This is a genomic window from [Phormidium] sp. LEGE 05292, from assembly GCF_015207735.1.
Lineage (GTDB): Bacteria > Cyanobacteriota > Cyanobacteriia > Cyanobacteriales > Aerosakkonemataceae > Floridanema.
In genome coordinates, this window is sequence record NZ_JADEWG010000067.1 from 1 (window position 1) to 19,591 (window position 19,591).

General features: G+C 41.8%; 15 protein-coding genes. 6 read left to right on the forward strand and 9 right to left on the reverse strand.

Annotation, left to right across the window (positions count from 1 at the left end; all coding sequences use genetic code 11):
* Positions 1–40: 40 nt before the first annotated feature.
* Together IQ264_RS18410 and IQ264_RS18415 are read right to left on the reverse strand one after the other, a co-directional pair.
* On the reverse strand, positions 41–997 hold the full coding sequence (locus IQ264_RS18410; protein ID WP_193982262.1) for a glutathione S-transferase family protein: 957 nt from the start codon (positions 995–997) through the stop codon (positions 41–43).
* A gap of 14 nt (positions 998–1,011) precedes the next feature.
* On the reverse strand, positions 1,012–1,185 hold the full coding sequence (locus IQ264_RS18415; protein ID WP_193982263.1) for a hypothetical protein: 174 nt from the start codon (positions 1,183–1,185) through the stop codon (positions 1,012–1,014).
* A 554-nt stretch (positions 1,186–1,739) separates the two neighbouring features.
* Between IQ264_RS18415 and IQ264_RS18420 the strand changes: the two genes are divergently transcribed.
* Positions 1,740–2,417: an HAD family hydrolase gene (locus IQ264_RS18420; protein WP_193982264.1), complete on the forward strand. Its 678-nt coding sequence runs from the start codon at positions 1,740–1,742 to the stop codon at positions 2,415–2,417.
* A gap of 232 nt (positions 2,418–2,649) precedes the next feature.
* On the forward strand, positions 2,650–2,889 hold the full coding sequence (locus IQ264_RS18425) for a hypothetical protein (protein WP_193982265.1): 240 nt from the start codon (positions 2,650–2,652) through the stop codon (positions 2,887–2,889).
* Positions 2,890–2,901: 12 nt separating this feature from the next.
* Here the strand turns inward: IQ264_RS18425 and IQ264_RS18430 are convergent, their stop codons facing one another.
* The 5 genes from IQ264_RS18430 to IQ264_RS18450 form a co-directional block, all read right to left on the reverse strand.
* Positions 2,902–5,790, reverse strand: a complete 2,889-nt coding sequence (locus tag IQ264_RS18430; protein WP_193982266.1) for a response regulator — start codon at positions 5,788–5,790, stop codon at positions 2,902–2,904.
* Between the two features lie 121 nt (positions 5,791–5,911).
* Positions 5,912–7,327 (reverse strand): reverse transcriptase family protein, encoded by a 1,416-nt coding sequence (locus tag IQ264_RS18435; protein WP_193982267.1) that lies wholly within the window; start codon positions 7,325–7,327, stop codon positions 5,912–5,914.
* A gap of 62 nt (positions 7,328–7,389) precedes the next feature.
* On the reverse strand, positions 7,390–8,286 hold the full coding sequence (locus tag IQ264_RS18440) for a hypothetical protein (RefSeq protein ID WP_193982268.1): 897 nt from the start codon (positions 8,284–8,286) through the stop codon (positions 7,390–7,392).
* Positions 8,287–8,570: 284 nt separating this feature from the next.
* Positions 8,571–10,214: an SWIM zinc finger family protein gene (locus tag IQ264_RS18445; RefSeq protein ID WP_193982269.1), complete on the reverse strand. Its 1,644-nt coding sequence runs from the start codon at positions 10,212–10,214 to the stop codon at positions 8,571–8,573.
* Positions 10,215–10,427: 213 nt separating this feature from the next.
* On the reverse strand, positions 10,428–13,613 hold the full coding sequence (locus tag IQ264_RS18450; protein ID WP_193982270.1) for a WGR domain-containing protein: 3,186 nt from the start codon (positions 13,611–13,613) through the stop codon (positions 10,428–10,430).
* Between the two features lie 267 nt (positions 13,614–13,880).
* Here IQ264_RS18450 and IQ264_RS18455 point away from each other — a divergent pair, with 267 nt between their 5' ends.
* Both IQ264_RS18455 and IQ264_RS18460 read left to right on the forward strand, forming a co-directional pair.
* Positions 13,881–15,194, forward strand: a complete 1,314-nt coding sequence (locus IQ264_RS18455) for an AAA family ATPase (RefSeq protein WP_193982271.1) — start codon at positions 13,881–13,883, stop codon at positions 15,192–15,194.
* Positions 15,187–15,669 (forward strand): hypothetical protein, encoded by a 483-nt coding sequence (locus IQ264_RS18460; RefSeq protein WP_193982272.1) that lies wholly within the window; start codon positions 15,187–15,189, stop codon positions 15,667–15,669. The genes IQ264_RS18455 and IQ264_RS18460 overlap by 8 nt, the downstream gene beginning before the upstream one ends.
* Before the next feature lie 60 nt (positions 15,670–15,729).
* Here the strand turns inward: IQ264_RS18460 and IQ264_RS18465 are convergent, their stop codons facing one another.
* The gene (locus tag IQ264_RS18465; RefSeq protein ID WP_193982273.1) at positions 15,730–16,068 is read right to left on the reverse strand and encodes a hypothetical protein; all 339 of its coding nucleotides are present in this window, start codon (positions 16,066–16,068) and stop codon (positions 15,730–15,732) included.
* Between the two features lie 512 nt (positions 16,069–16,580).
* On the opposite strand from IQ264_RS18465, the gene IQ264_RS18470 reads away from it, so the two are divergent.
* Entirely contained in the window at positions 16,581–17,036 is a 456-nt protein-coding gene (locus IQ264_RS18470) for an HNH endonuclease (RefSeq protein ID WP_322744742.1), read from the forward strand.
* 19 nt (positions 17,037–17,055) lie between these two features.
* Positions 17,056–17,445 (forward strand): alr0857 family protein, encoded by a 390-nt coding sequence (locus IQ264_RS18475; protein ID WP_193982274.1) that lies wholly within the window; start codon positions 17,056–17,058, stop codon positions 17,443–17,445.
* Between the two features lie 212 nt (positions 17,446–17,657).
* On the opposite strand, the gene IQ264_RS18480 is transcribed toward IQ264_RS18475, so the two are convergent.
* Entirely contained in the window at positions 17,658–19,586 is a 1,929-nt protein-coding gene (locus tag IQ264_RS18480; protein WP_193982275.1) for a hypothetical protein, read from the reverse strand.
* Between the last annotated feature and the right edge of the window lie 5 nt (positions 19,587–19,591).

Sequence of the window (19,591 nt, forward strand, 5' to 3'; positions counted from 1 at the left end):
TCCCCCCATCTCCCCATCTCCCCATCTCCCCATCTGACCCTTAACCGCGATCGTGCGGTGAGTCAAGGTCAATTATTGGCCCTTTGGGAACGATGCGAGTGGGATTAATTTTGTTGTGACTGATGTAATAGTGCCGTTTGATGTGGTCGAGATTGCAGGTTTCTTTGACTCCGGGAATTTGGTAAAGTTCTTTGAGGTAATTCCAGAGGTTTGAATAATCCCAAATATGGCGTAAGTTGCATTTAAAATGCCCGTAATAAACTGGGTCAAACCGCAACAAGGTAGTGAACATACACCAGTCAGCTTCGGTGATTTGTTCTCCACACAAATACCTTTGCTTTCCTAACACTTCATTCCAATAGTCGAGGGCGTTAAATAAATCGGTTACTCCCTCTTCGTAAGCAGTTTGACTAGTGGCAAATCCGGCGCGATAAACGCCATTGTTAATTGGTTGGTAAATCTTGTCAATGGTTTGTTCAATTACTTCCCGCAAATTTTCTGGGTAAAAGTGCCAATCTGACTTTGCTAAATCCTGAAATTGCGTATCAAATATCTTAATAACTTCACGGGATTCATTATTTACAATTGTGTTAGTTTGCTTATCCCAAAGTACGGGAACTGTCACTCGTCCCTCGTATTTTTCATCTGCCTTAAGATAGATTTGCCAAAGATAATCTGCGCCATTAACTGTGTCGGGAATACATCCAGGTTCTTCGGAAAATTCCCAACCATTTTGATCGATTACTGGGTGTACAACTGAAAGACTAATTACATCTTCTAAACCTTTCAATTTCCGCATGATGGCGGTGCGATGCGCCCAAGGACAAGCCCAAGAAATATATAAATGATAACGTCCTGCTTCCGCTTTAAAACCGCTAGAACCATCAGTTGTAATTTGGTTGCGGAAAGTGGTTGCCGGACGAATAAATTTGCCTTGTGAGTCTTCTTGTTCTCGTTCTGAAATCCATCGACCGTCAGCGAGTAAACCCAATCCCATAGTTAACTCCTTGTTTAGGATCGATCGTCAGAAGTTGTACCTGCGATCGCTTCTACTATACCCCAAACTGTCCACAGAAATGCTGCTCCGATCAGCAAAAGCATGATACCGCTTAAAGCACCAAAGGGATAAACCAGAAATAAGAGTAACAAAGCAAACAGTACTATTCTGACTAGTGGGTTATTCATGAGTTAATGTTTGTTGGATTACCAATGTTACTCATTCAGGGTATCTAAGTAATGTTGGCGATCGTTTCCCCCTAAAAGATGATATTTTTCTTCGTTTGTTGTATCGACTTCAGTCGTTTTATTTAAATAAGGGAACACTGAAGTGTTCACAACGAACCGGAGCTAAGTAAGGTTGGCGATCGTTTCCCCCTAAAAGATGATATTTTTTCTTCGTTTGTTGTATCGACTTCAGTCGTTTTATTTAAAATAAGGGAACACTGAAGTGTTCACAACGAACCGGAGCTAAGTAAGGTTGGCGATCGTTTCCCCCTAAAAGATGATATTTTTCTTCGTTTGTTGTATCGACTTCAGTCGTTTTATTTAAAATAAGGGAACACTGAAGTGTTCACAACGAACCGGAGCTAAGTAAGGTTGGCGATCGTTTCTCCCTAAAAGATGATATTTTTTCTTCGTTTGTTATATCGACTTCAGTCGTTTTATTTAAAATAAGGAAACACTGAAGTGTTCACAACAGACTGTGATATGATAAGTTGTGAAACTAAAATATAAGGATTATGTTAGCTGGCATTTTATTTGATTTAGACGGAACTTTGGTAAATACTGACCCTTTGCATTTCCAAGCTTGGCAAGAAATGTTATTAATTCATGGATTAGAAATTGATAATGTTTTCTACCAAACTCGGATTAGTGGGCGATTAAATCCAATTATTATTCAAGATATATTGCCTCATCTAACTTTAGAACAGGGGGAAAAATTTGCGGAAGACAAAGAAGCCCGGTTCCGAGAATTAGCACCATTATTGAAACCTCTTTGTGGATTAGAAAGAATTCTTGATTGGACAAAAGAACATGGTTTAAAAAGGGGATTAGTTACCAATGCACCCCGCAAAAATGTAGATTTTTTGTTAGAAATTTTAGAGTTGGCAGAAATCTTTGATGCTATATTTGTCGCGGAGGAAGATGTAAGCGAAGGAAAACCCGATCCTGCTATATATAAATTGGCTCTTGAACGGTTAAATATTACTCCAGAATTGGCTTTGGCTTTTGAAGATTCACCTTCGGGAATTCGTTCTGCTGTCGGTGCAGGAATTCGGACAATTGGGATTGCTTCTACTCACGATCCGCAAAAGCTTTATGATCTTGGTGCGTTTAAAGTTATCCCAAATTTTATCGATCCATCTTTGTGGAGTTTTTTAATGGAAAAAATGCAAGTTTTACCGGAAAAAAGTTAAGTTAATAACCAATCATACCTAATCCGGGTTAGCTATCCCCGTTATCCTCTTCTTCTTTCTTCGTGTCCTTCGTGTCTTCGTGGTTCAAAAAAAAGATTTCGTGGTTCAAAAAAAAGATTTAGTATAAGGGGGGTTTTCAACCCGGATTTGGTATCAGGACAAGAAAACAAAGATCGCATTTCTACCTGTCTATAGATTGAATCCCTCAAGAAGTTTTACAAAAATTATAGTTATGGAACGAGAAATTACCGATCGCAACAACACCACCTGGAAATGTGTTCAAGCCTATTCTGGGCTTTCCAACAATGAAGAAAATCAAGAAGCGGCGCAGGTGAAAGGACAAGATGATAAATATTGGGTAGTTTGTACCCCCAGTGGTGGTGCAAAATCAGTGCGGCTGAAACTTCCCGGTGACTGGGAAAAATCCTACTCTGACGAGATGTTACTTAAAGAAATTGAAGCAAATCAGTAGTGGCTATAACGTTCACTGGTTGCGGCGTTTAGGCAATAATTGGTTAATTCTCTCCACTAGCTGTTTGAGTTTGACAGGTTTAGCAAAGTAATCGTTTGCACCAGCACTTAGACAGCGTTCTGAATCTCCTGGCATTGCTAAAGCGGTTAAGGCAACGATCGGAATAGAACTAGTTTCGCTATCGGCACGAATTTGCCTGGTTGCTTCTATTCCATCCATTTCTGGCATTTGAATATCCATCAAAATGATATCAGGCTGGTGCTGTTTCGCCATTTGAATGGCTTCTAAACCAGTGCGGGCAATCATCACTTGAAAACCATGAGCCTGCAAGTAACTTAACATGGTGGTAATGTTGGCTTCATTGTCTTCTGTTAATAAAATTTTGGGAGCTTCGGCTGATTCTGTAGCAGCAACGATCAAGGCTGTTTCTGGATTGGGGCGGTGAACGTTGGCAAATAAACGATTCAACGCTTGATAAAACTTTGGTCGCGAGAGGGGTTTTAGGAGATGTTCAGTTGCGCCCATTTCTAGGCTACGCGATCGATCGTCCATCACCGAAACAACAATAACAGGAATAGATTTAGTCTGGGGATGAGCTTTTAACTCGCTCAATACTTCCCATCCAGAACAATCTGGCAGCAAAATATCTAACACAATCACATCTGGCTTGACTCGTAATGCCACATCCAAAGCACCTGTCCCAACTGGATGAATGACACTAGTTGCTCCTATTTCAGCCAAATATCGTTTGATTTGACCCGCAGCGGTACCGGAATCTTCTACCACTAAAACTTGCTGGATTTCGACTTCACGCAATAAGGTTTCTGGTAATGGAGAATCATCTTGCTTGGATAGGGGATGCCAGGGTAACGTTACAGTAAAGCAACTGCCTCGTCCCACTTGACTGTCTACCCGAATGCTGCCCCCATGCAGCTCGACTATTCGTTTGACGATCGACAATCCCAGTCCCGTGCCATCATAACGTCGAGATAGGGAACTCTCTAACTGAATAAACGGCTGAAAAATCTGATTCAGATTTTCTGGAGAAATGCCAATACCGCTATCTTTGACTTGGAATTCCACCGCTTGTTGCTCCGACTTCATTCTCACCTCAAGCTCGACACGCCCCCTATCGGGCGTAAATTTTACTGCATTGCTCAGTAAATTAACTAACACCTGAAGTAATCGGCGTTCATCTGCCTCGATCTCGGAAATGTTTGGATCGATTTCGCAGCTTAACTGAATCTTTTTGTGTCGAGCTTGCTGCCTAACAAATTTGAGGCTGGATGCACAAACTGAATGCAACTCAACCGATCTTAGCTGAAGCTCCATTTTGCCCGACTCAATTTTGGCGAGGTCTAAAATATCATTAATTAGTCCGAGTAAGTGTTCTCCGCTTTGTTCAATGGTCTGGATAAACTGGCGTTGTTGGTCGGTTAAACTGCCAAACAATTCTTCCAATAAAGTTTCAGTTAAGCCCAAGATTGAGTTGAGCGGGGTACGCAATTCATGACTCATATTGGCAAGAAACTCGTCTTTGAGTCGGGCGGCTCTGGCTAATTCTGCATTGGCTAAACTGATCCGCTCGCTACTACGACGCAGTTGGGCATCTGCTTCCTTGACCAAAGTAATATCGCGCCCTACTGATTGAAATTCGGTAAATTGCCCTTGTTCATCAAATAACATCCGATTAACCCACTGAGTCCAGCGAATCTCTCCGTTGACTATGACGCGGTTTTCGATCGTCACAGTGGGATTTTCGGCACTCATGGAGTTGACCAACTGAGTCACCATTTCTCGGTCTTCTTCAAAGATCGCAGGGTTGTAACTCTTACCAATAATCTCCTCTAATTTCAGACCAAAGTAACGACAATAAGCAGTATTGGCAAACACAATGGTGGTATCGGGCAAATAACGGGCAATCAGTTCGGTTTGATCTTCAACAATGGCACGATAACGGGCTTCACTCTGCTTTTTTAGTTGGGTGTATGTAGATGCTTGCTGAAGTGCAATTCCCAGGTGAACGGCAAGTTGTTGCAGTAACTCAATTTCCATTGTTTGCCAGGAGCGCACAGCCGCACAGTGATGGGCAATCAGCAGCCCCCACAACTCGTTATCTCGCAGAATTGGCACTACTAAATTTGCCTGTACCTGAAACTGAGCCAAAAATTCCACATGGCAGGGGCTAAGACTACCGTCATAAATATCGGACTTTGCCAGTATTCTTCCTTGCCGATAGGGTTCTATATAATTTTCGGTAAAGCAAGGATCGTAGATGTTGGTAGACAGGACGGCTTGCCATGCTGAGTCAACTGATTCGGCAACTACAACACCGTTGCCATCGGATTGTAACTGAAAAACAATGACGCGATCGGTTTGCAGAAACTGCCGCACTTCAGTTACGGTTGTCTGGAGAATTTGCTCGATTTCCAGGGATTGATGTATTTGCTGGCTGATGCGTCGAGTTAATCGTTCTCGTTCTAGCTGCTGTTGCAGCTTAACGTGCAGATTGACGGTAGCAATTGTGCGACCGATCGATAGGCGCAACTCTTCCGGGGTCATCTTTCCCTTGACAAGGTAATCCTGTGCGCCTGCTTCGATCGCTTGCAGGGCGATCGTTTCATTCCCCACCCCCGTAACAATGATTACAGGTAAGCAAGGCTGTTGAACCCAAGATTGCAGCCTGCTTAAAAATTCTAGCCCATCGAGATCGGGCAAGCGATAATCGAGCAACACCACATCTGGTCGGTGTTCCTGCCACAGTTCCAGTCCCTCCTCACCCAAGGATGCTTCCAGGATGGTGTAGGAAGATTGGCGATCGCGCAACAGATACCGCCGATAAAGTTCCTGATCTTCTGGTGAATCTTCAACTATTAAAATGGTGTACGAGGGCTGAGTCATAACTAAATTATTTGGAAGACTGGGCAGAGTTGTCACTTCCAATAAATAGTCTATCACCAGAAAATATCTAATTTGAGTTGACTAAAGTTGAGCGGCTTGATGATGTAGCTCTTCCATAGTTTTACTTTTTGCGTCCTCCATGTTTCTCTTTTATCCGTTGAATTTGCGCGTGGAATTCTGCACCTTTTTCGGGATTAATCATAGCCACATAGTTAGCAAAACCTTGAATCGAAGCAAGTAAATTTCCCGAATGTCCCCAATTTTTCCCATCTAAACCATCTTTCTCTATTTGATACAAAGTGGCGCGAAACCGTCTTAAGGTTTTTTTATCAACGTTGAGTTTAGAGTTAACTACTACTCCGGTAACATCTTGCTGATTAGTATTCCGCATGATCCGGGTTTTCTCTTCATTAATGACAAACCCTTCATGATCGACAATTGATTCAGTACGTCTTAAAATATTACAAATGTGGCGGCGAAAGTCGCCGGAAGTGGAAAAGGTTAAATCGTCGGCGTAGCGAGTGTAAACAAAACCTAATTTTTCTGCCATGTGCTCCAGACGGCGATCGAGTCTGCGGCACATTATATTAGTAATAGCTGGACTTGTGGGTGCGCCTTGGGGTAAGTGTCTTTCGCTAAGTGCTACATAGTAATTTTTCCCATCTAATTCTACTTCGACAACTTCCGGTTCTGTGCAGATTAAACCAAAGATTGTGGCGGCAATATCTGAGTAACCTAATGATTGAAAAAGTCCTTTAACTCGTTTGTAAGAAATTGAGGGAAAGAAGTCTTTCAAGTCAAAATTAATAATAACTTCTGCACCGATATGAGGTTGGGCGTTACTAACAATAGAATAACCTGGACGAAATCCATGTGCGGCCTTGTGCAGGGGAATTTTTTCTAGTATATTATTTAGTATCCAATGTTGTGCTTTTTTTAGGCGAGGCATGGGGGCGGAAATAAGGCGATCGCCAGTTGTCTTTTTGGGAATTTTGAATCGCACATAATGAGTAATTAGCGAAGTTTTCCGGGAAAAGGCGAGAAAGCGCAATTCTCCGATACTAATTCCCATTGCATTGGCGATTTCTTGGGCGGTATTATAAGCAAGTAAACCGTAACTTTCTAGTCTTTCTTGATTGTATTCAGTATCGTTTAATCCAGCAGAAACGCGATCGCCCAAATATACAATTTCCTGTGCTTTTCTTTGTCGCCAAGCTTGGGCTCTTTCTTGTCTTTCCCTTTCCCGACGTTCTTTATTTTCCTGACGTTTGCGCTTTGATTCTTCTAAACGTTGTAGATAAACTTGTTTTTTGAGATATGTTTCATTATGTATTTGGCGATTTTGGCGATACAGTTCGCTAAGTTCTCGTTCTATTTCGCCACGTCTGCGAATTTCATCCGCTGGATCTGTTGGTATTTCCCCTTCTGCGGGCCAAAATCCCAAGCGAATCATTTCTTCTAAGATTACTTCTTCTCTGGAAGTTTGGCGAATGCGATCGTATAATTCTTGGCGAGTTCTGGGTTGTTGCTCAGTCATATAATTTTAGCTTAATTTACTAGTTTGCTAACAATTTCCTATTGCATAAAAGACTGATTATTCTACACTTTATGCGCCAACCACAAAGCCAAATTACGCATATAAGTATGGACATTTTCCAACGCACGAGGTTCGGTTTTCATAGTATTTCCTGGAGGTTCATCCACAAAGCTAGGACAACCCATATCTGCATCCCAATTGTAATCACAGAAATGGTGAAAAGTTGATTCTGCTACTCCACGTCCTAGTTGATTTCCTTCAAAATCTTTGACACTTTCAAAAGCTACAGCTAAGTTAAACGTGCGTCCTGAAACCAAACTTTTACCCATAGCAATTACCTTACCATTCGTTGCATCTGGCGCAACTCCCACAGCGCCTTCGTGGGGATGGGCGGGGAAAAACTCAATAATTCCTGAAGGCGAATCAGGATTTTTTAATAGTTCGTGAATGGGTGCAACAGGAGTAATTTTTTGATAGTCGCCGTTGCGTCCAGAATGATAGTTAGGCCAAGAAATGGAACTAGTATAAATATCATCAATACAGTGTCGAGTTTCGTCTGGATCGGGGTTTTTGGTTTGGAAATAATGGGCAACACCAATTATCGGAATATCACAAATAGAACAACCCAAATCTTGATGATCTCGCGTTGCTAAAATTCCCCCTCCTCGCTTATTAAATGCCTCAATCCCGGCAATATCTTGCTTAGTTAAACCATCACCCACATCAACAGCAAATAACCATAATTCATCAAAATCCGAATTACCCAAATTGCTTAAAACTGGGTCATTTCCTTGGGCATCAGATTCTCTATCTCTTGCTGTTACTTGAAATAGATGATTTCCAGCATCATCTTTGACAGAGGCGAGATAATCTCTTAATAGCGAGAAACGAGAAATATTCCAATCATCTTCAGTCGTGGAAATGGTAGTTTGCAACAGAATTTTAATTGGTTTACTCATAACCTCTGTCATTCAAACTGATTGAATTAAGCAAAAAATAAAACGCTATTACCAGTAGGTTTCCCCTTCGTAAACATCTCAGGACTAGATCGCTCAACTCCAGCCTAGTCCAGGTACTGTCGCTCATTAGTTTCACGGAAACAAAACCGTAATAGCGACAGTACCTGAGACTAGGCACAGTCAAGAGCGGGCTAGTGATGCGTGGGCGGACTAAGCGCAAGGACAGCGATCCACTGTCCAGAATGCAAGGCTGTTGGTGCCTACTGGTATAGCGCCTTTAAAAGTTACCTGCGTTGACGATCGTGATGTGTTCTTAAAGCCAAAATGTGTTCACATGGCCCTTTGAACAACTTATTTTGTAAGTGCCAGTTGCAGGTACATTCTGCTTGAATTATACGCCGATCTGAGTCGATCGTCAAAGATGGATGATATACATTTCCCTTATCTTTAACCACACCTTGCAAAATTAAAACATTAGCAGCATCGCCAGTACACGAAGTAACTTCCACAGCATTTTGACTCAAAAAACGAGTTGCCTTTTCTTCTCTTTCATTAGCAAAACGTAATTTCTCCATTGGTAGCGGTTCCCGACTTAATTCCCGCACCCGATACACTTGTTTATTTAAGTCAAAAATTGCACTACCAGCTTGCGTGTAACTACTTAAAGCACCAAGAACTACAGAACGGTCTAAGTTCAATCGACGGGCAAGTACATCAGGTGGTTCTGCCCAATTTTGTTTTAAAGCGTTAAAAATTTGCTGTTTTGTTAGGTTATCTACTTCGGCGCGAGGTGCCATCAAGTCAAAGTTCCCTGCTTGCGCCCAATCGTTACTCGTCCATCCCGACAAACCCAAGGTAAAGGAGAGATCGCCCAAATCTGCAACGTAAAAGGAAGGCATCCCCGTACCAAGTAGGTGAACGGTAAACTTTTTCGCAATGGGAATCAGGCGTTCCAAGATGTGCAAGCGACGACGACCCCAAACGCGAATTACTTTTTCTTCGTTTCCCAAGTAGGGAGAACGGGAACAGACAACCTCAATATTCCAAGGTTCAAACACGACCCGTACAGGTTGCCCAGGTGTTAAATGATACCTCATTCCCCTTGGGCCGTGTTTTTCTTTATGTCGCCGCAAAACAAAACAAAGGTTGTGAACATCCATTGGGTGCAAATCGAATTTTGTTGCGGGTAAAGACATGGCGGAACTTACTTGTAAAAAACCCCTTACCCAGCTATCCGGTAAATCGATTTTGACTTCTTTAAATGATTCTTCGTTGGTAGTTTTTACTTCAAAACCGGAAGGATCGACTTCTAATTTTGTCGTTTTGTAATTGCGGATTTTTTGAAATTCGTTGTACAAATCGTGAGAGTAATCAATGTTAGTTGTTCCACAAGCAAATTCATCGATTTTTTTAAAGACTTCGTAACTTGCGCCCAGTCGCCCATAACTAGATTCATCAACGCTGAAACATTCAAAAAATATTTCGTCTGGGTGAACTGTAATTACAGGATCGAAGAGAAAGTAAATGTCTAATTGTTTGCGGAATACGTATTGGCGAAAATTTTCTCTAGCATCATAGTATGGTTTAAGGCGTTGATAATGGCGATCGTAAAAATCTTTCAATTCCGTCCGCAACTCTTGCATTCGGTTAAGAATTTCTTGCCTTTGTACTGCTACTTGTTGCCAGTCAATTTCTAACTGTTTCGCCGCCCATTCTTTATATGCGGTTTTATCTTTTGGTTTGAAACGCAAATCGGAAACAACTACATCGTGTAAGGCGCTAATTGCTTCCCGAAAAGCGATGTTTTGGCGCAATTCTCCGATGAAAAAAGTAGGTTCGCGCTTGGTGTCGGGGGAGAAAGACATCTGAGTGCGATCGCCTTTATCTACAACAGCAGTATTTCCCTTGTAAGCGTAGTTTACTTCCATAGCAATTGTTATCCTTGAATAACTACAGTGTAACGATAATTCATTTTTTTTACCGCGAAGGACGCAAAGAACGCAAAGAAAGAGATGATACTAAATCCGGGTTTATTACTATGTTTTAGGGATTTTTAGGGAACCACGAAGACACGAAGGAAACGAAGGAAGAAGTGGAAGAAAATAAAAAAGGAGTAACTAACTAGAATTTATTATCTGCGTTCATCTGCGTTCATCTGCGGTTTTAAATTCTTTGACTAAAATTGGTAATTCTAAGTCGGGGTAAGTGCGTTTGATGTTTACCATACATTCGATCGCAGCTGCTTTATCAGCTATTACCATTGTTGCAGATTGTCGGGTCATAATTTCTGCTACGACGGTAGCAGCTTCTAAACTCTTTTGTGCCTCCCCATTCAAAAAAGCAAAAATGCGTTTTTTAGCTACGCTTCCCCGATTCACCAATGATAAAACCGTGATAAAATAAGGTGTTAATTCCTCTAGTTTTTCTGGAGCGTTAACAGCGTAACTCTCCAAATAGTTGGTGACAAATAACTGCATATCTGCTGCTGGGTGTTCGCTAAATTTCAGCAAATACTCTTGTTTGTCAGCTTCTTGAAAATAGCGAGTTACCAAGTTTCGCCCAAAACTACGAACTTCTTCTTTGATACTATCGCAGAGAGTAATTAATACGCTGGGTGTCAAATCTTCCGCAGTGAAGAAAGTATTGAATAAGCGGAAACCAAACTCTTGAGTATCTTCCCATTTACTCTCAACTATTCTCACCCCAGATAACATTTCTGCTTCATTTCCCCGGAAGCGAGGCAAGTTTTTCAAAAATATTTGTCTCGCCGCTTCTCTCACAGCTAAAATTTCATTATCCGCCAGCTTAACTATTTCCATTGTCTCAAATTCTGCTGCCCATTTATCAGCATTGGCAATGATTACATAACCTGCTAATTCCTGAGTTGCAGAAGATTTCGCTTTCAGCAATCTCAAAGCAGTATCTTTGCTAATATTTGTCATCCATTCTGGCAAATCTTCTTTCAAGAAACGGACTAGATATTGACAAACTTCTTCCTTGGTTTTCGACAGCATTAAAAGATCGATCGCTTCCGTTGCTAACCTAGCGGCGAAGTCAGAATGATCTGTGGCGAGTCGGCGAATAACAGGGCGAATGGCGTTACGAATATCTGCTAATTCGTGAGTTGCCATTGCCATTAGCAACGAATATTGATTTAATAAAGTAGAGTCGGGAAGTTGTCCAAAAATTCTAATTCCAAGTCCGCGAATTGATTCGTATTCTGAGACAATTAAAGAATCGATTAATCCCGGTGGTAAATTTTCGGCTGAAGTTTCATGATTTACGAGGATTCTTGCACCTAATTCTTGCACTTCTAATACCGAATGTCTCAGCAAATCTTGAATAATTGACATTCCCAAAGTGCGTAACTGGGGAGTAAAACAAGTTAGGAGAGTTTCCGCGATGTCTTTTGCTTTTTCTCCTGCGTCGTTGGGTAATGCTAATACTTCGGTGATGATTTTAACGATTAAAAGTTTTGCTGCATTCTCATTGAGAATCGAAGAATTGAGCAGTTGACGGGCGAATTGACGAGTATCAGCAAAAGGATTAATGACTAAAGAAGCGATCAAATTAGCATCAGCGAGAAAGGGTTCTCTTGTTTCTTCAATCCAGCGAAAAGCTGTTGTTCTTGCTTCGAGAATTACACAACTCGCTAGGGCTAAAACTAATTCTAAATTAGGTGCAGCAGAGTTGTAAAGAGTTTGGGCTAATTCAAAGGCAAATCTTGCTGTAACTTCATAAGGTTTGTTCAGTAATTTAACGATCGTTTCTACGTCTAACTCTGTGCAAAACTGGGAACAATCGCGCAATGCTTTGATGGCGAATTGATGTACAGGTTGGCAGTTACTTTCTAATAATAAATTTAACAGTTCTGTGGGTTTTTGTTCCCAAAGTTTCGGGAAAGCTTCTTCCCGCACATTTGGTTCTAAATCTCCTGGTTTATAGTTTTCTTTACACACCCAAGCTTTGTTATTTTCTCTGTATTCGTAACGAGGGCTGTTTTCATAAAGGATGTGATTAAATGTGAGATAACCAGCGTAGATATCCCAGCTTATACTAGTAGTAATGCTTTGCCAATTATTGTTGAATCTTTGCCATCGTAAAAAATTTGTTTGTTTCGGTGGTTGTGCATCTCGATCGGAATATTGTAAGAGAATGTTTGCAGCCATTTTCACATAATTATCATCACCACTTTCTCCTAATTCCTGGAGAGTGTGCCAAATCCTACGTCGCAAATATTCACGAGTGAAGTTGCTGTAAGCAATTCTTGAGTTAGGGCTTTTTAATTCTGCTAAAACCTCATCATTATCAACTTTCTCCCATCGTCTTGATTCAGGGTTATATTTGTAACCATATCTTGCCAATTGAACGTTTTCTGGAAGATGGATTAGATGAATATTGCTACGGAAATTTGCCTTCTCTTTTTCAATACGGTAAGCAATAATTCCGAAAATTTCTGCATCTAAGCGGTATTCAGCTATTTTGAAAATGTGCCGAATTTGTTTGAAGTAGTTGGGTTTAAAGGGTGCGGTTCGCAGAATTTCTAAGAGGGCAGGACGGACATTTTCATTATTAATTTGGTAGATTGTATCGAGGACGGCAAAACCTTGGTAATCGCAAGTCTGTAGATATGCTTTTAACAGGTTGGCAAACTCTGTTGCCGACCCATTTTTAGCTGTTTCTTGTAATAGCTTGGGTAATTCGGCTATTTTTTGCGATCGCAAATTCTCCTTTTCTATTGCCTCCGAAAGTTTAAATGCTGCTTCCCAGGAAATTCGACGCACAAATTCGGGGTTTTGGGAATTTTGATATAAGTTTTTCAGGGTGGGTAAAGCTGTTTTGTCACCACAGTTGCCCAATGCCCAGGCTATGCAATAATCTCTTAAAGGTTCCCCTGTTCCAATCAGTTTTAAAAGTTCGGGAACTGCTTCGGTAATTTTTAATTCCCCCGCACGCCAAATCACTCTTTCTAAAGGCCATTTTTTATCAGATGGTGCAGCGAGTCGGGTTAAAATTGCTTGTTTTTGTGCGTCTGGATTTGGCGGATTAAGGGTTTTTGGTGCAGGAGTTTCAGTAACTAGTGTACTGCTAACATCTTGATAGCCTTTTTTGGTTTTTTCGCCCACTAATTTATCGAAAGCTTTTTCGGCTTGGGCTAGGGTTACTGGTTGCTCGGTTTTTACTCCTTCTTTGAGGGTTGCGCCTCTGCGACCGTAGCGGAAGTTTACCACGTATCGATCGCTCCCAACCAAACAAAGATCGACTTCATAAACTTTATCGGAAGTTCCTTCTTGATAATGAAGGGTTGTTCTCTTAATTAGTTGCATTGTGGTTCTTCCTGTGTCGAAAATCTTCCGTCCCGCCAGGGACTCAAGTCCCTGGCTAATAGCTTAAGTCCTCTTCAGAGGACTGAAAAGGCAGACTTAATCTAGTGTAATGAATTGAGGAGTTAGGTAATTGGGGCGATCGTCAGGTGCGTTAAAATGATAGCCTTCCAATATAATAGAGGTTTTTGCTTTTCTGGCGCACCCTACAAGGTTATCTAAGCACAGATCGGATCAACACCGATATTGTTTATCGAAGAGAACTGTGATATGAATGCCATACTGACAGAATTTACCCTTGCCAACTTCAAAAGTTACAAAACAAGCAGTTTACCTCTGGGATCGCTGACAGTGTTAATAGGTGCAAACGCCGCAGGAAAAAGTAATGTTATTGAAGGTTTGCGCTTTCTGTCATGGCTAGCACAAGGACAAAAACTTTCCAGTATTCAATACGCTGTAAATAGTGCCGAACGAGTTGTGCGCGGTCGAATAAATGACTTGTGCCATCGTGGAGAGTCAAGTTTTACCATCGGTTGCCGTTTGGATTCAAATGAATGGAACCAGCTTGATATAACGCTGAATGCCCGTGACGGAGAACTGCACATCAGTAGTGAGCGAATAGTTGATTCGACAAGTCCAGTCCCCCTATATGACTTAGATCAGCCTTCCCAAGGAGTAGGAACTGATGTTGGTGTAATGTATAACAACTTTTTAAAAGGTAGTAAAAAGCCAAGAATAACTTGCAGCGATCAAATGGCTATATTTGTCCAATTAGATAGCCCTACCCATTTTAATGCCAAGCATACCAACTCCCAAAAAATTATTCCTCAAACCGTCCGCGAATATCAACGAGTCTTAAAAAATATCCTGTTTTTAGATCCCGTTCCTGCCAGAATGCGCGAGTACAGCTTCAAGTCTGATAAACGATTACAAGATGATGGTACTAATCTTTCTAGCGTTCTGTATCGCTTGTGGAACAACCATCCCGAAAATCAACAGGCAATTCTTAACTTCATCCAGAGTCTACCAGAACAGGCTATAGATGGGCTAGATTTCCTTTTCGGGCCAAGGGATGAAGTCATGGTGCAACTAGCAGAAACCTTTGGCAATCACCGTCGCTATTGTGAGGCAGCATTATTATCCGATGGTACATTGCGCGTATTGGCTATAACTGCGGCGATGCTATCGGCTCCCGAAGGGAGTCTAGTCGTGATTGAGGAAATTGACAACGGCGTTCATCCCAACCGCGCCCAGCATCTACTCGCCAGCATCCGAGATATTGCCGAGCAGCGGAAGTTACGAGTGCTGCTTTCCACACATAACCCAGCCTTAATGGATGCGTTACCCGATGCTGCTCTCAAAGATGTAGTCTTTTGTTTCCGAGATCCAAAGAAAGGAGATAGCCAGCTTGTACGGCTTGGCGATATGTACGATTTTCCCAGTCTGATATCTCAGGGGCCACTTGGTCAACTGGTAACTAGAGGAATAGTCGATCGATTCGTTAAGTCGCCGCATACACCTGAAGATAGAAAACAGCAAGCTATGGAATGGCTATCTCGTTTGCAGGAGTATAGCAATGAGTAGTATCTGCCTGATAGATACCAGCATATTCCTCGAAATACTTAACGTTCCCAACTATAATCAGCATAGAGAATCAGTTCTCGAAGATTTTCAGACCTATTCTCAATGTGGCTGTACTTTTCTGTTGCCTATGGCCAATATACTGGAAACAGGCAACCTCATTGCCCAGAACGGCGATGGCACAATGCGAAGGAAAACTGCCTTGCGTTTTGTGGCAGAAGTGAAAGCAGCTTTCAGAGGTGAAGCCCCTTGGAGACCTACTACATTCCCAGATACACAAGAGATATTAAAGTGGATTGACAAATTTCCAGATCTGGCTGGGAGAAACAAAGCTCCTGATAAGCAAGAAGGAACAAGCTTTGGCGATTTAAGCATTATTCAGGAATTTCAAAATGCGTGTAATCTCTTTTCCATGAGTGAAGTGTTTATTTGGTCACTAGACAGAGATTTAGCAAATCATCATCAAAAGCCAACTTGATTAAGGCTTCAAATGGTGCTGAGGTAAACCGGGGATTTGGTTCCCCGGTGGGATGCGTGTTTAACCTGCTGCCAAACTTTCGACGCTGAGTGGCACCAATTCGCCTTGGCGCGTGAGTCCTAATAACATGGGTTCTTGGGGTTGAATAAACTGTCCTGTGAGTACGCAGCGTTCTTCTCTTTGCGCTGTGGCGGGTATACTGGCTCTGATATCCAATTTGGAAAATTGGGGTTTGTACGAACCTGATTTTTGTTGGACGTAGTTCCAGAGAATTTCCCGAATTAATGCTTGATACCCCTGATTGCCAGCCAGGTCTTTCAGTCGATCTTTTAATTCTCTCTCTAAACGGATGCTGGTAACGTCCATTTCGGTGGTAGAGGTACGAGTTAAGGCTTGCATGAACTTTTCTCCAAAAAAGGGTGGACAAATCTATAATACAAGTGTAGTATTTAAAAAGTAAGATTTCTAAGATACAGCTTTCAAAAACTACTCCAGTGATTTACCAACAATCTCGATCCACTCAAATGCCTTCTTCCCCACGCTTCGACGGTGGCAACCAAGCCTCGTGGTGTGTTGGAATTGGTATAGGGGTGGATTATCTGTTGAGGGGAATCTATATTTTTGGAGAACGAGATCGCTCAAAAGATGGCGAATTTATTAATATCGCCAGTCATCAATTTAATCTAGAAGCAAATTTACCGAAACGAAGCGGGAGGTACAGGCGCAGAATAACTGTACCTGCATAAACAAGAAGAACCAAAAAACCTTCTGACCCCCGCTTCTAACTCAAAAGAGGCGGGGGTTTTTAAATAAGGAGTTGAATCGTGACGATAGCTTCGCAACCGCATAGGCGCAATCCAATGGATGTATTAGGACAGTCGGTGGTGGTTTTTTCGCAGAACTACTTGCCGATGAGTCGAGTCAATATTAAACGCGCAGTTGTTTTGCTGGTGACTGGTAAGGCGGAACCGCTGGATCTGATTAAGGGTAAGACTTTGCAGATTCGATCGCCTTCGCAGGTGTTTCATGTTCCACAACAGATTCGTCTGACTGTCACTAGCAATGAACGATTGTGGAAAGTGCCTCCGGTGAATCGGCGTGAGGTTTTGCGGCGGGATCATTATAGCTGCCAATACTGCGGTAGCACTAAGAATCTGACGCTGGATCATGTGATTCCCCGATCGAAGGGCGGAAAACACACCTGGGATAACGTAGTTATTGCCTGCGAAAGGTGTAATTCTCGAAAGGGCGATCGCACTCCTTTACAAGCGGGAATGCTATTGCGAAGTCAACCGAAAGCGCCTATGCACCCAGCAGTCTCTTTTGCCGAACAGTTCTGGCGCGAACAGCAAGAAAATCTGGAATAAAAGCGGGAGAAACCCGATAATGCTGAAACTCACTTACACCGAAAATGGCTTTAATTTAGAGCGTCTGGCACAATCTCTAGAAGATTGGGTGACGACACGGGTGATTCTGTCCCTCCGCGCTGGTTGGCATATTTGCGTTGAACCGAGCACTGCTTCGTTCTTGCTACCTGCCGATTTGCCAGGGATTGAACGTCTGGAAATTGAAGCAAGACGCGAAGATTCTGAAATTATCTCTGTAAGTGCTTGCGATGTCGATTATGTCGAAATTAGTTTGCGCGGCACCTGGGTTTCGGCAACTTCTGAGAGCGATGAAGGTGTTTTTGTCGTCACGATGAGCGATCGAACTGAATTCTTTTTGTTTAAGTTGTGGCAGCAAGCGCAAATTGTTGCTTCCTGCGTGAGTGAATAAAATCTCTTGTAGGGTGAGCTTTTTGGCTCACTCTTTTTTTATGCGTTTTATGCGGAATAAGACGGTAAATACTACCTTAAAAGTTGTGATTACCCAGGCTTATCCGAGAGTTTGCTCGCTCTCCCCCCAGAAATCTTCCCCCAAAAATGAATGTAGAGACGTTGCATGCAACGTCTCTACATTCATTTTTGTAAAACTACATTTTTGAAAAACTATTGAATCAAAATCACCGCTTCTTCTGCTTTGGCATACAAAGCTTTTTTCAACTGTTGCACAACTTTGTTAATCAAATCATCAAAAGCACCTTGATTTTCCAACATTTTTTTTCGCAAGTTTTCCGATAAATCTGGTTTCATTTCCTTACACATTTGGTCAATCTTTTTCTCACCAACTGCTAGGAAACGAATCCAACCAGGAATATCTAATTTTGTCCTGAGAATTTCTTCCAATCTTTCCCGATTTAACCGCACTCCTTCGCCCAAAACTGCTGCACCGTAAACTAACAGAATTGGTAAAACAAAGTGTCCGGTTAATATTAAAGTTAGCAGACTTCCGATCGTACCTCCAGCAATAATTAAGTTGATGATAAAACTGACGACAACTGCTAAGATATCGTCACCTAAGTTAAGGTTTGGATTAACTATCGCTGGATCGATTCCTTCTTCAAAACGTAAGCTGCTTTTAGAGATTTGATATCTTTGACAAATGGGATCGGTTTCTGTGGCTAAGTCGGGTTGAATTTTGCGATTAAACCAAGTGACACATTGAGCATTTATGATTTGCTGGGCGCGATCGCTTTTTAACCACTGTTCCGCCCGTTTTTCCATTTCCGTTTGTACATCTGCCAAAGTGCGAATCTTGTTACTTTGCCAATCTTTTAAAACTGGTTTAACTGCATTTTCAATTAACGCCTCAGCCAAAGGTTGATTTAACAAAGTAATTAGATCGGGAATATGTTTAGAAATCAACTCTTTAAGTGTTGGAGATTCACATAATTTGTTGAGTTCTTCTTTAAATCCAGCGGCGCGTAAATCCCATCTTCCCACACGGGATAAACCCAGCGCAATACATCTTTCTGGTTCAGGATCTGGGCGAACATTTGTGTCAGGTTCGGGGAAGATTTCCGCGCAGATATCACGAGTAAATTTCATCCGTGATGCGCCACCAGTCATCAACACAACTTTCGGAATAATTCCCTGACTTGCTAACTCTTCTTTCGCTTCTTTTACTGCTTCCCGAAAAGCTTGCGCCCAACTTTTATTATGCAATTCTGGCAAAGGTTGGTTGATTATTTCCGCCATAATCTCTTTATTCACTTGGGGGATAAAGTGAATTTGGGGAGTGATGAATTCAAAACCTCTGGCAAAAGCGCCAGAACTGGCATATAACTGTTCGTTGGAAAAGTAATCTTCTTTGACTTTTCGGCATTGAATTTCACAACGAAACCTGTGGTGAGGATATTCTTCAAATACTTCTTTAAGGAATTGTCCTTCCTCATGTTCTGCTAAAGTTCGGGCTAAAATTGCTCTGTCAATTAAGGATGCGCCTAAAGTATTTTGTCCGAAATCTAAGGGCATTTCATTCAAGCTTTTAACCAGGGTAAAGTCGGTAGTTGAAGAACCAATATCTACAATTAAAACTGTTGATTTTAGTTCATTAAATCCCAACTTTCCGCCTTCTTTGGCTTGCATGAAAGCTGCACGAGATTCAGGAACAACTGAGATTAAGGGAATACCAGATTCTTTAAGTAAACTTTGGTATTCTTGTCGTTCAGTTGGCGACCAGCCTGAAGGACAACCGATGTAAAATTGGCTGTGTTCTCCGCCTTCAATTTGTTTGCTTTGTTTCAATAAATTGTAGTATGCTTCGACAAAACTCCGCATGGTTTTGCGGTAGTTTGGCGAGTTGTTGGGTTTTTCTTTAAAGCCAATTTGTAAGCGATCGACACCTGCTTGAATTAAGGCTTGATCTCCCACTAATACGCCTAATTCTGGATGCCAACCAATGGCGGTAATTTGAATTTTTTTGTTGTTAACTTCCAGCATATCAGGAGTTTCAATGCTGTCTACTTTAGCCTTAGCTAAGGCTGTTTCGCCATGTCCTAAATCAAATCCGATCGTTTCTGTTACTTGTGTATTCATTTGAG

What these genes read in the sequence shown, in the direction of transcription:
- IQ264_RS18425 (WP_193982265.1), top strand. Translation starts at nt 2,650, where the DNA reads ATGGAACGAGAAATTACCGATCGCAACAACACCACCTGGAAATGTGTT.
- IQ264_RS18460 (WP_193982272.1), top strand. Translation starts at nt 15,187, where the DNA reads ATGAGTAGTATCTGCCTGATAGATACCAGCATATTCCTCGAAATACTT.
- IQ264_RS18455 (WP_193982271.1), top strand. Translation starts at nt 13,881, where the DNA reads ATGAATGCCATACTGACAGAATTTACCCTTGCCAACTTCAAAAGTTAC.
- IQ264_RS18430 (WP_193982266.1), bottom strand. Translation starts at nt 5,790, where the DNA reads ATGACTCAGCCCTCGTACACCATTTTAATAGTTGAAGATTCACCAGAA.
- IQ264_RS18420 (WP_193982264.1), top strand. Translation starts at nt 1,740, where the DNA reads ATGTTAGCTGGCATTTTATTTGATTTAGACGGAACTTTGGTAAATACT.
- IQ264_RS18445 (WP_193982269.1), bottom strand. Translation starts at nt 10,214, where the DNA reads ATGGAAGTAAACTACGCTTACAAGGGAAATACTGCTGTTGTAGATAAA.
- IQ264_RS18410 (WP_193982262.1), bottom strand. Translation starts at nt 997, where the DNA reads ATGGGATTGGGTTTACTCGCTGACGGTCGATGGATTTCAGAACGAGAA.
- IQ264_RS18440 (WP_193982268.1), bottom strand. Translation starts at nt 8,286, where the DNA reads ATGAGTAAACCAATTAAAATTCTGTTGCAAACTACCATTTCCACGACT.
- IQ264_RS18450 (WP_193982270.1), bottom strand. Translation starts at nt 13,613, where the DNA reads ATGCAACTAATTAAGAGAACAACCCTTCATTATCAAGAAGGAACTTCC.
- IQ264_RS18465 (WP_193982273.1), bottom strand. Translation starts at nt 16,068, where the DNA reads ATGCAAGCCTTAACTCGTACCTCTACCACCGAAATGGACGTTACCAGC.
- IQ264_RS18480 (WP_193982275.1), bottom strand. Translation starts at nt 19,586, where the DNA reads ATGAATACACAAGTAACAGAAACGATCGGATTTGATTTAGGACATGGC.
- IQ264_RS18470 (WP_322744742.1), top strand. Translation starts at nt 16,581, where the DNA reads ATGAGTCGAGTCAATATTAAACGCGCAGTTGTTTTGCTGGTGACTGGT.
- IQ264_RS18475 (WP_193982274.1), top strand. Translation starts at nt 17,056, where the DNA reads ATGCTGAAACTCACTTACACCGAAAATGGCTTTAATTTAGAGCGTCTG.
- IQ264_RS18435 (WP_193982267.1), bottom strand. Translation starts at nt 7,327, where the DNA reads ATGACTGAGCAACAACCCAGAACTCGCCAAGAATTATACGATCGCATT.
- IQ264_RS18415 (WP_193982263.1), bottom strand. Translation starts at nt 1,185, where the DNA reads ATGAATAACCCACTAGTCAGAATAGTACTGTTTGCTTTGTTACTCTTA.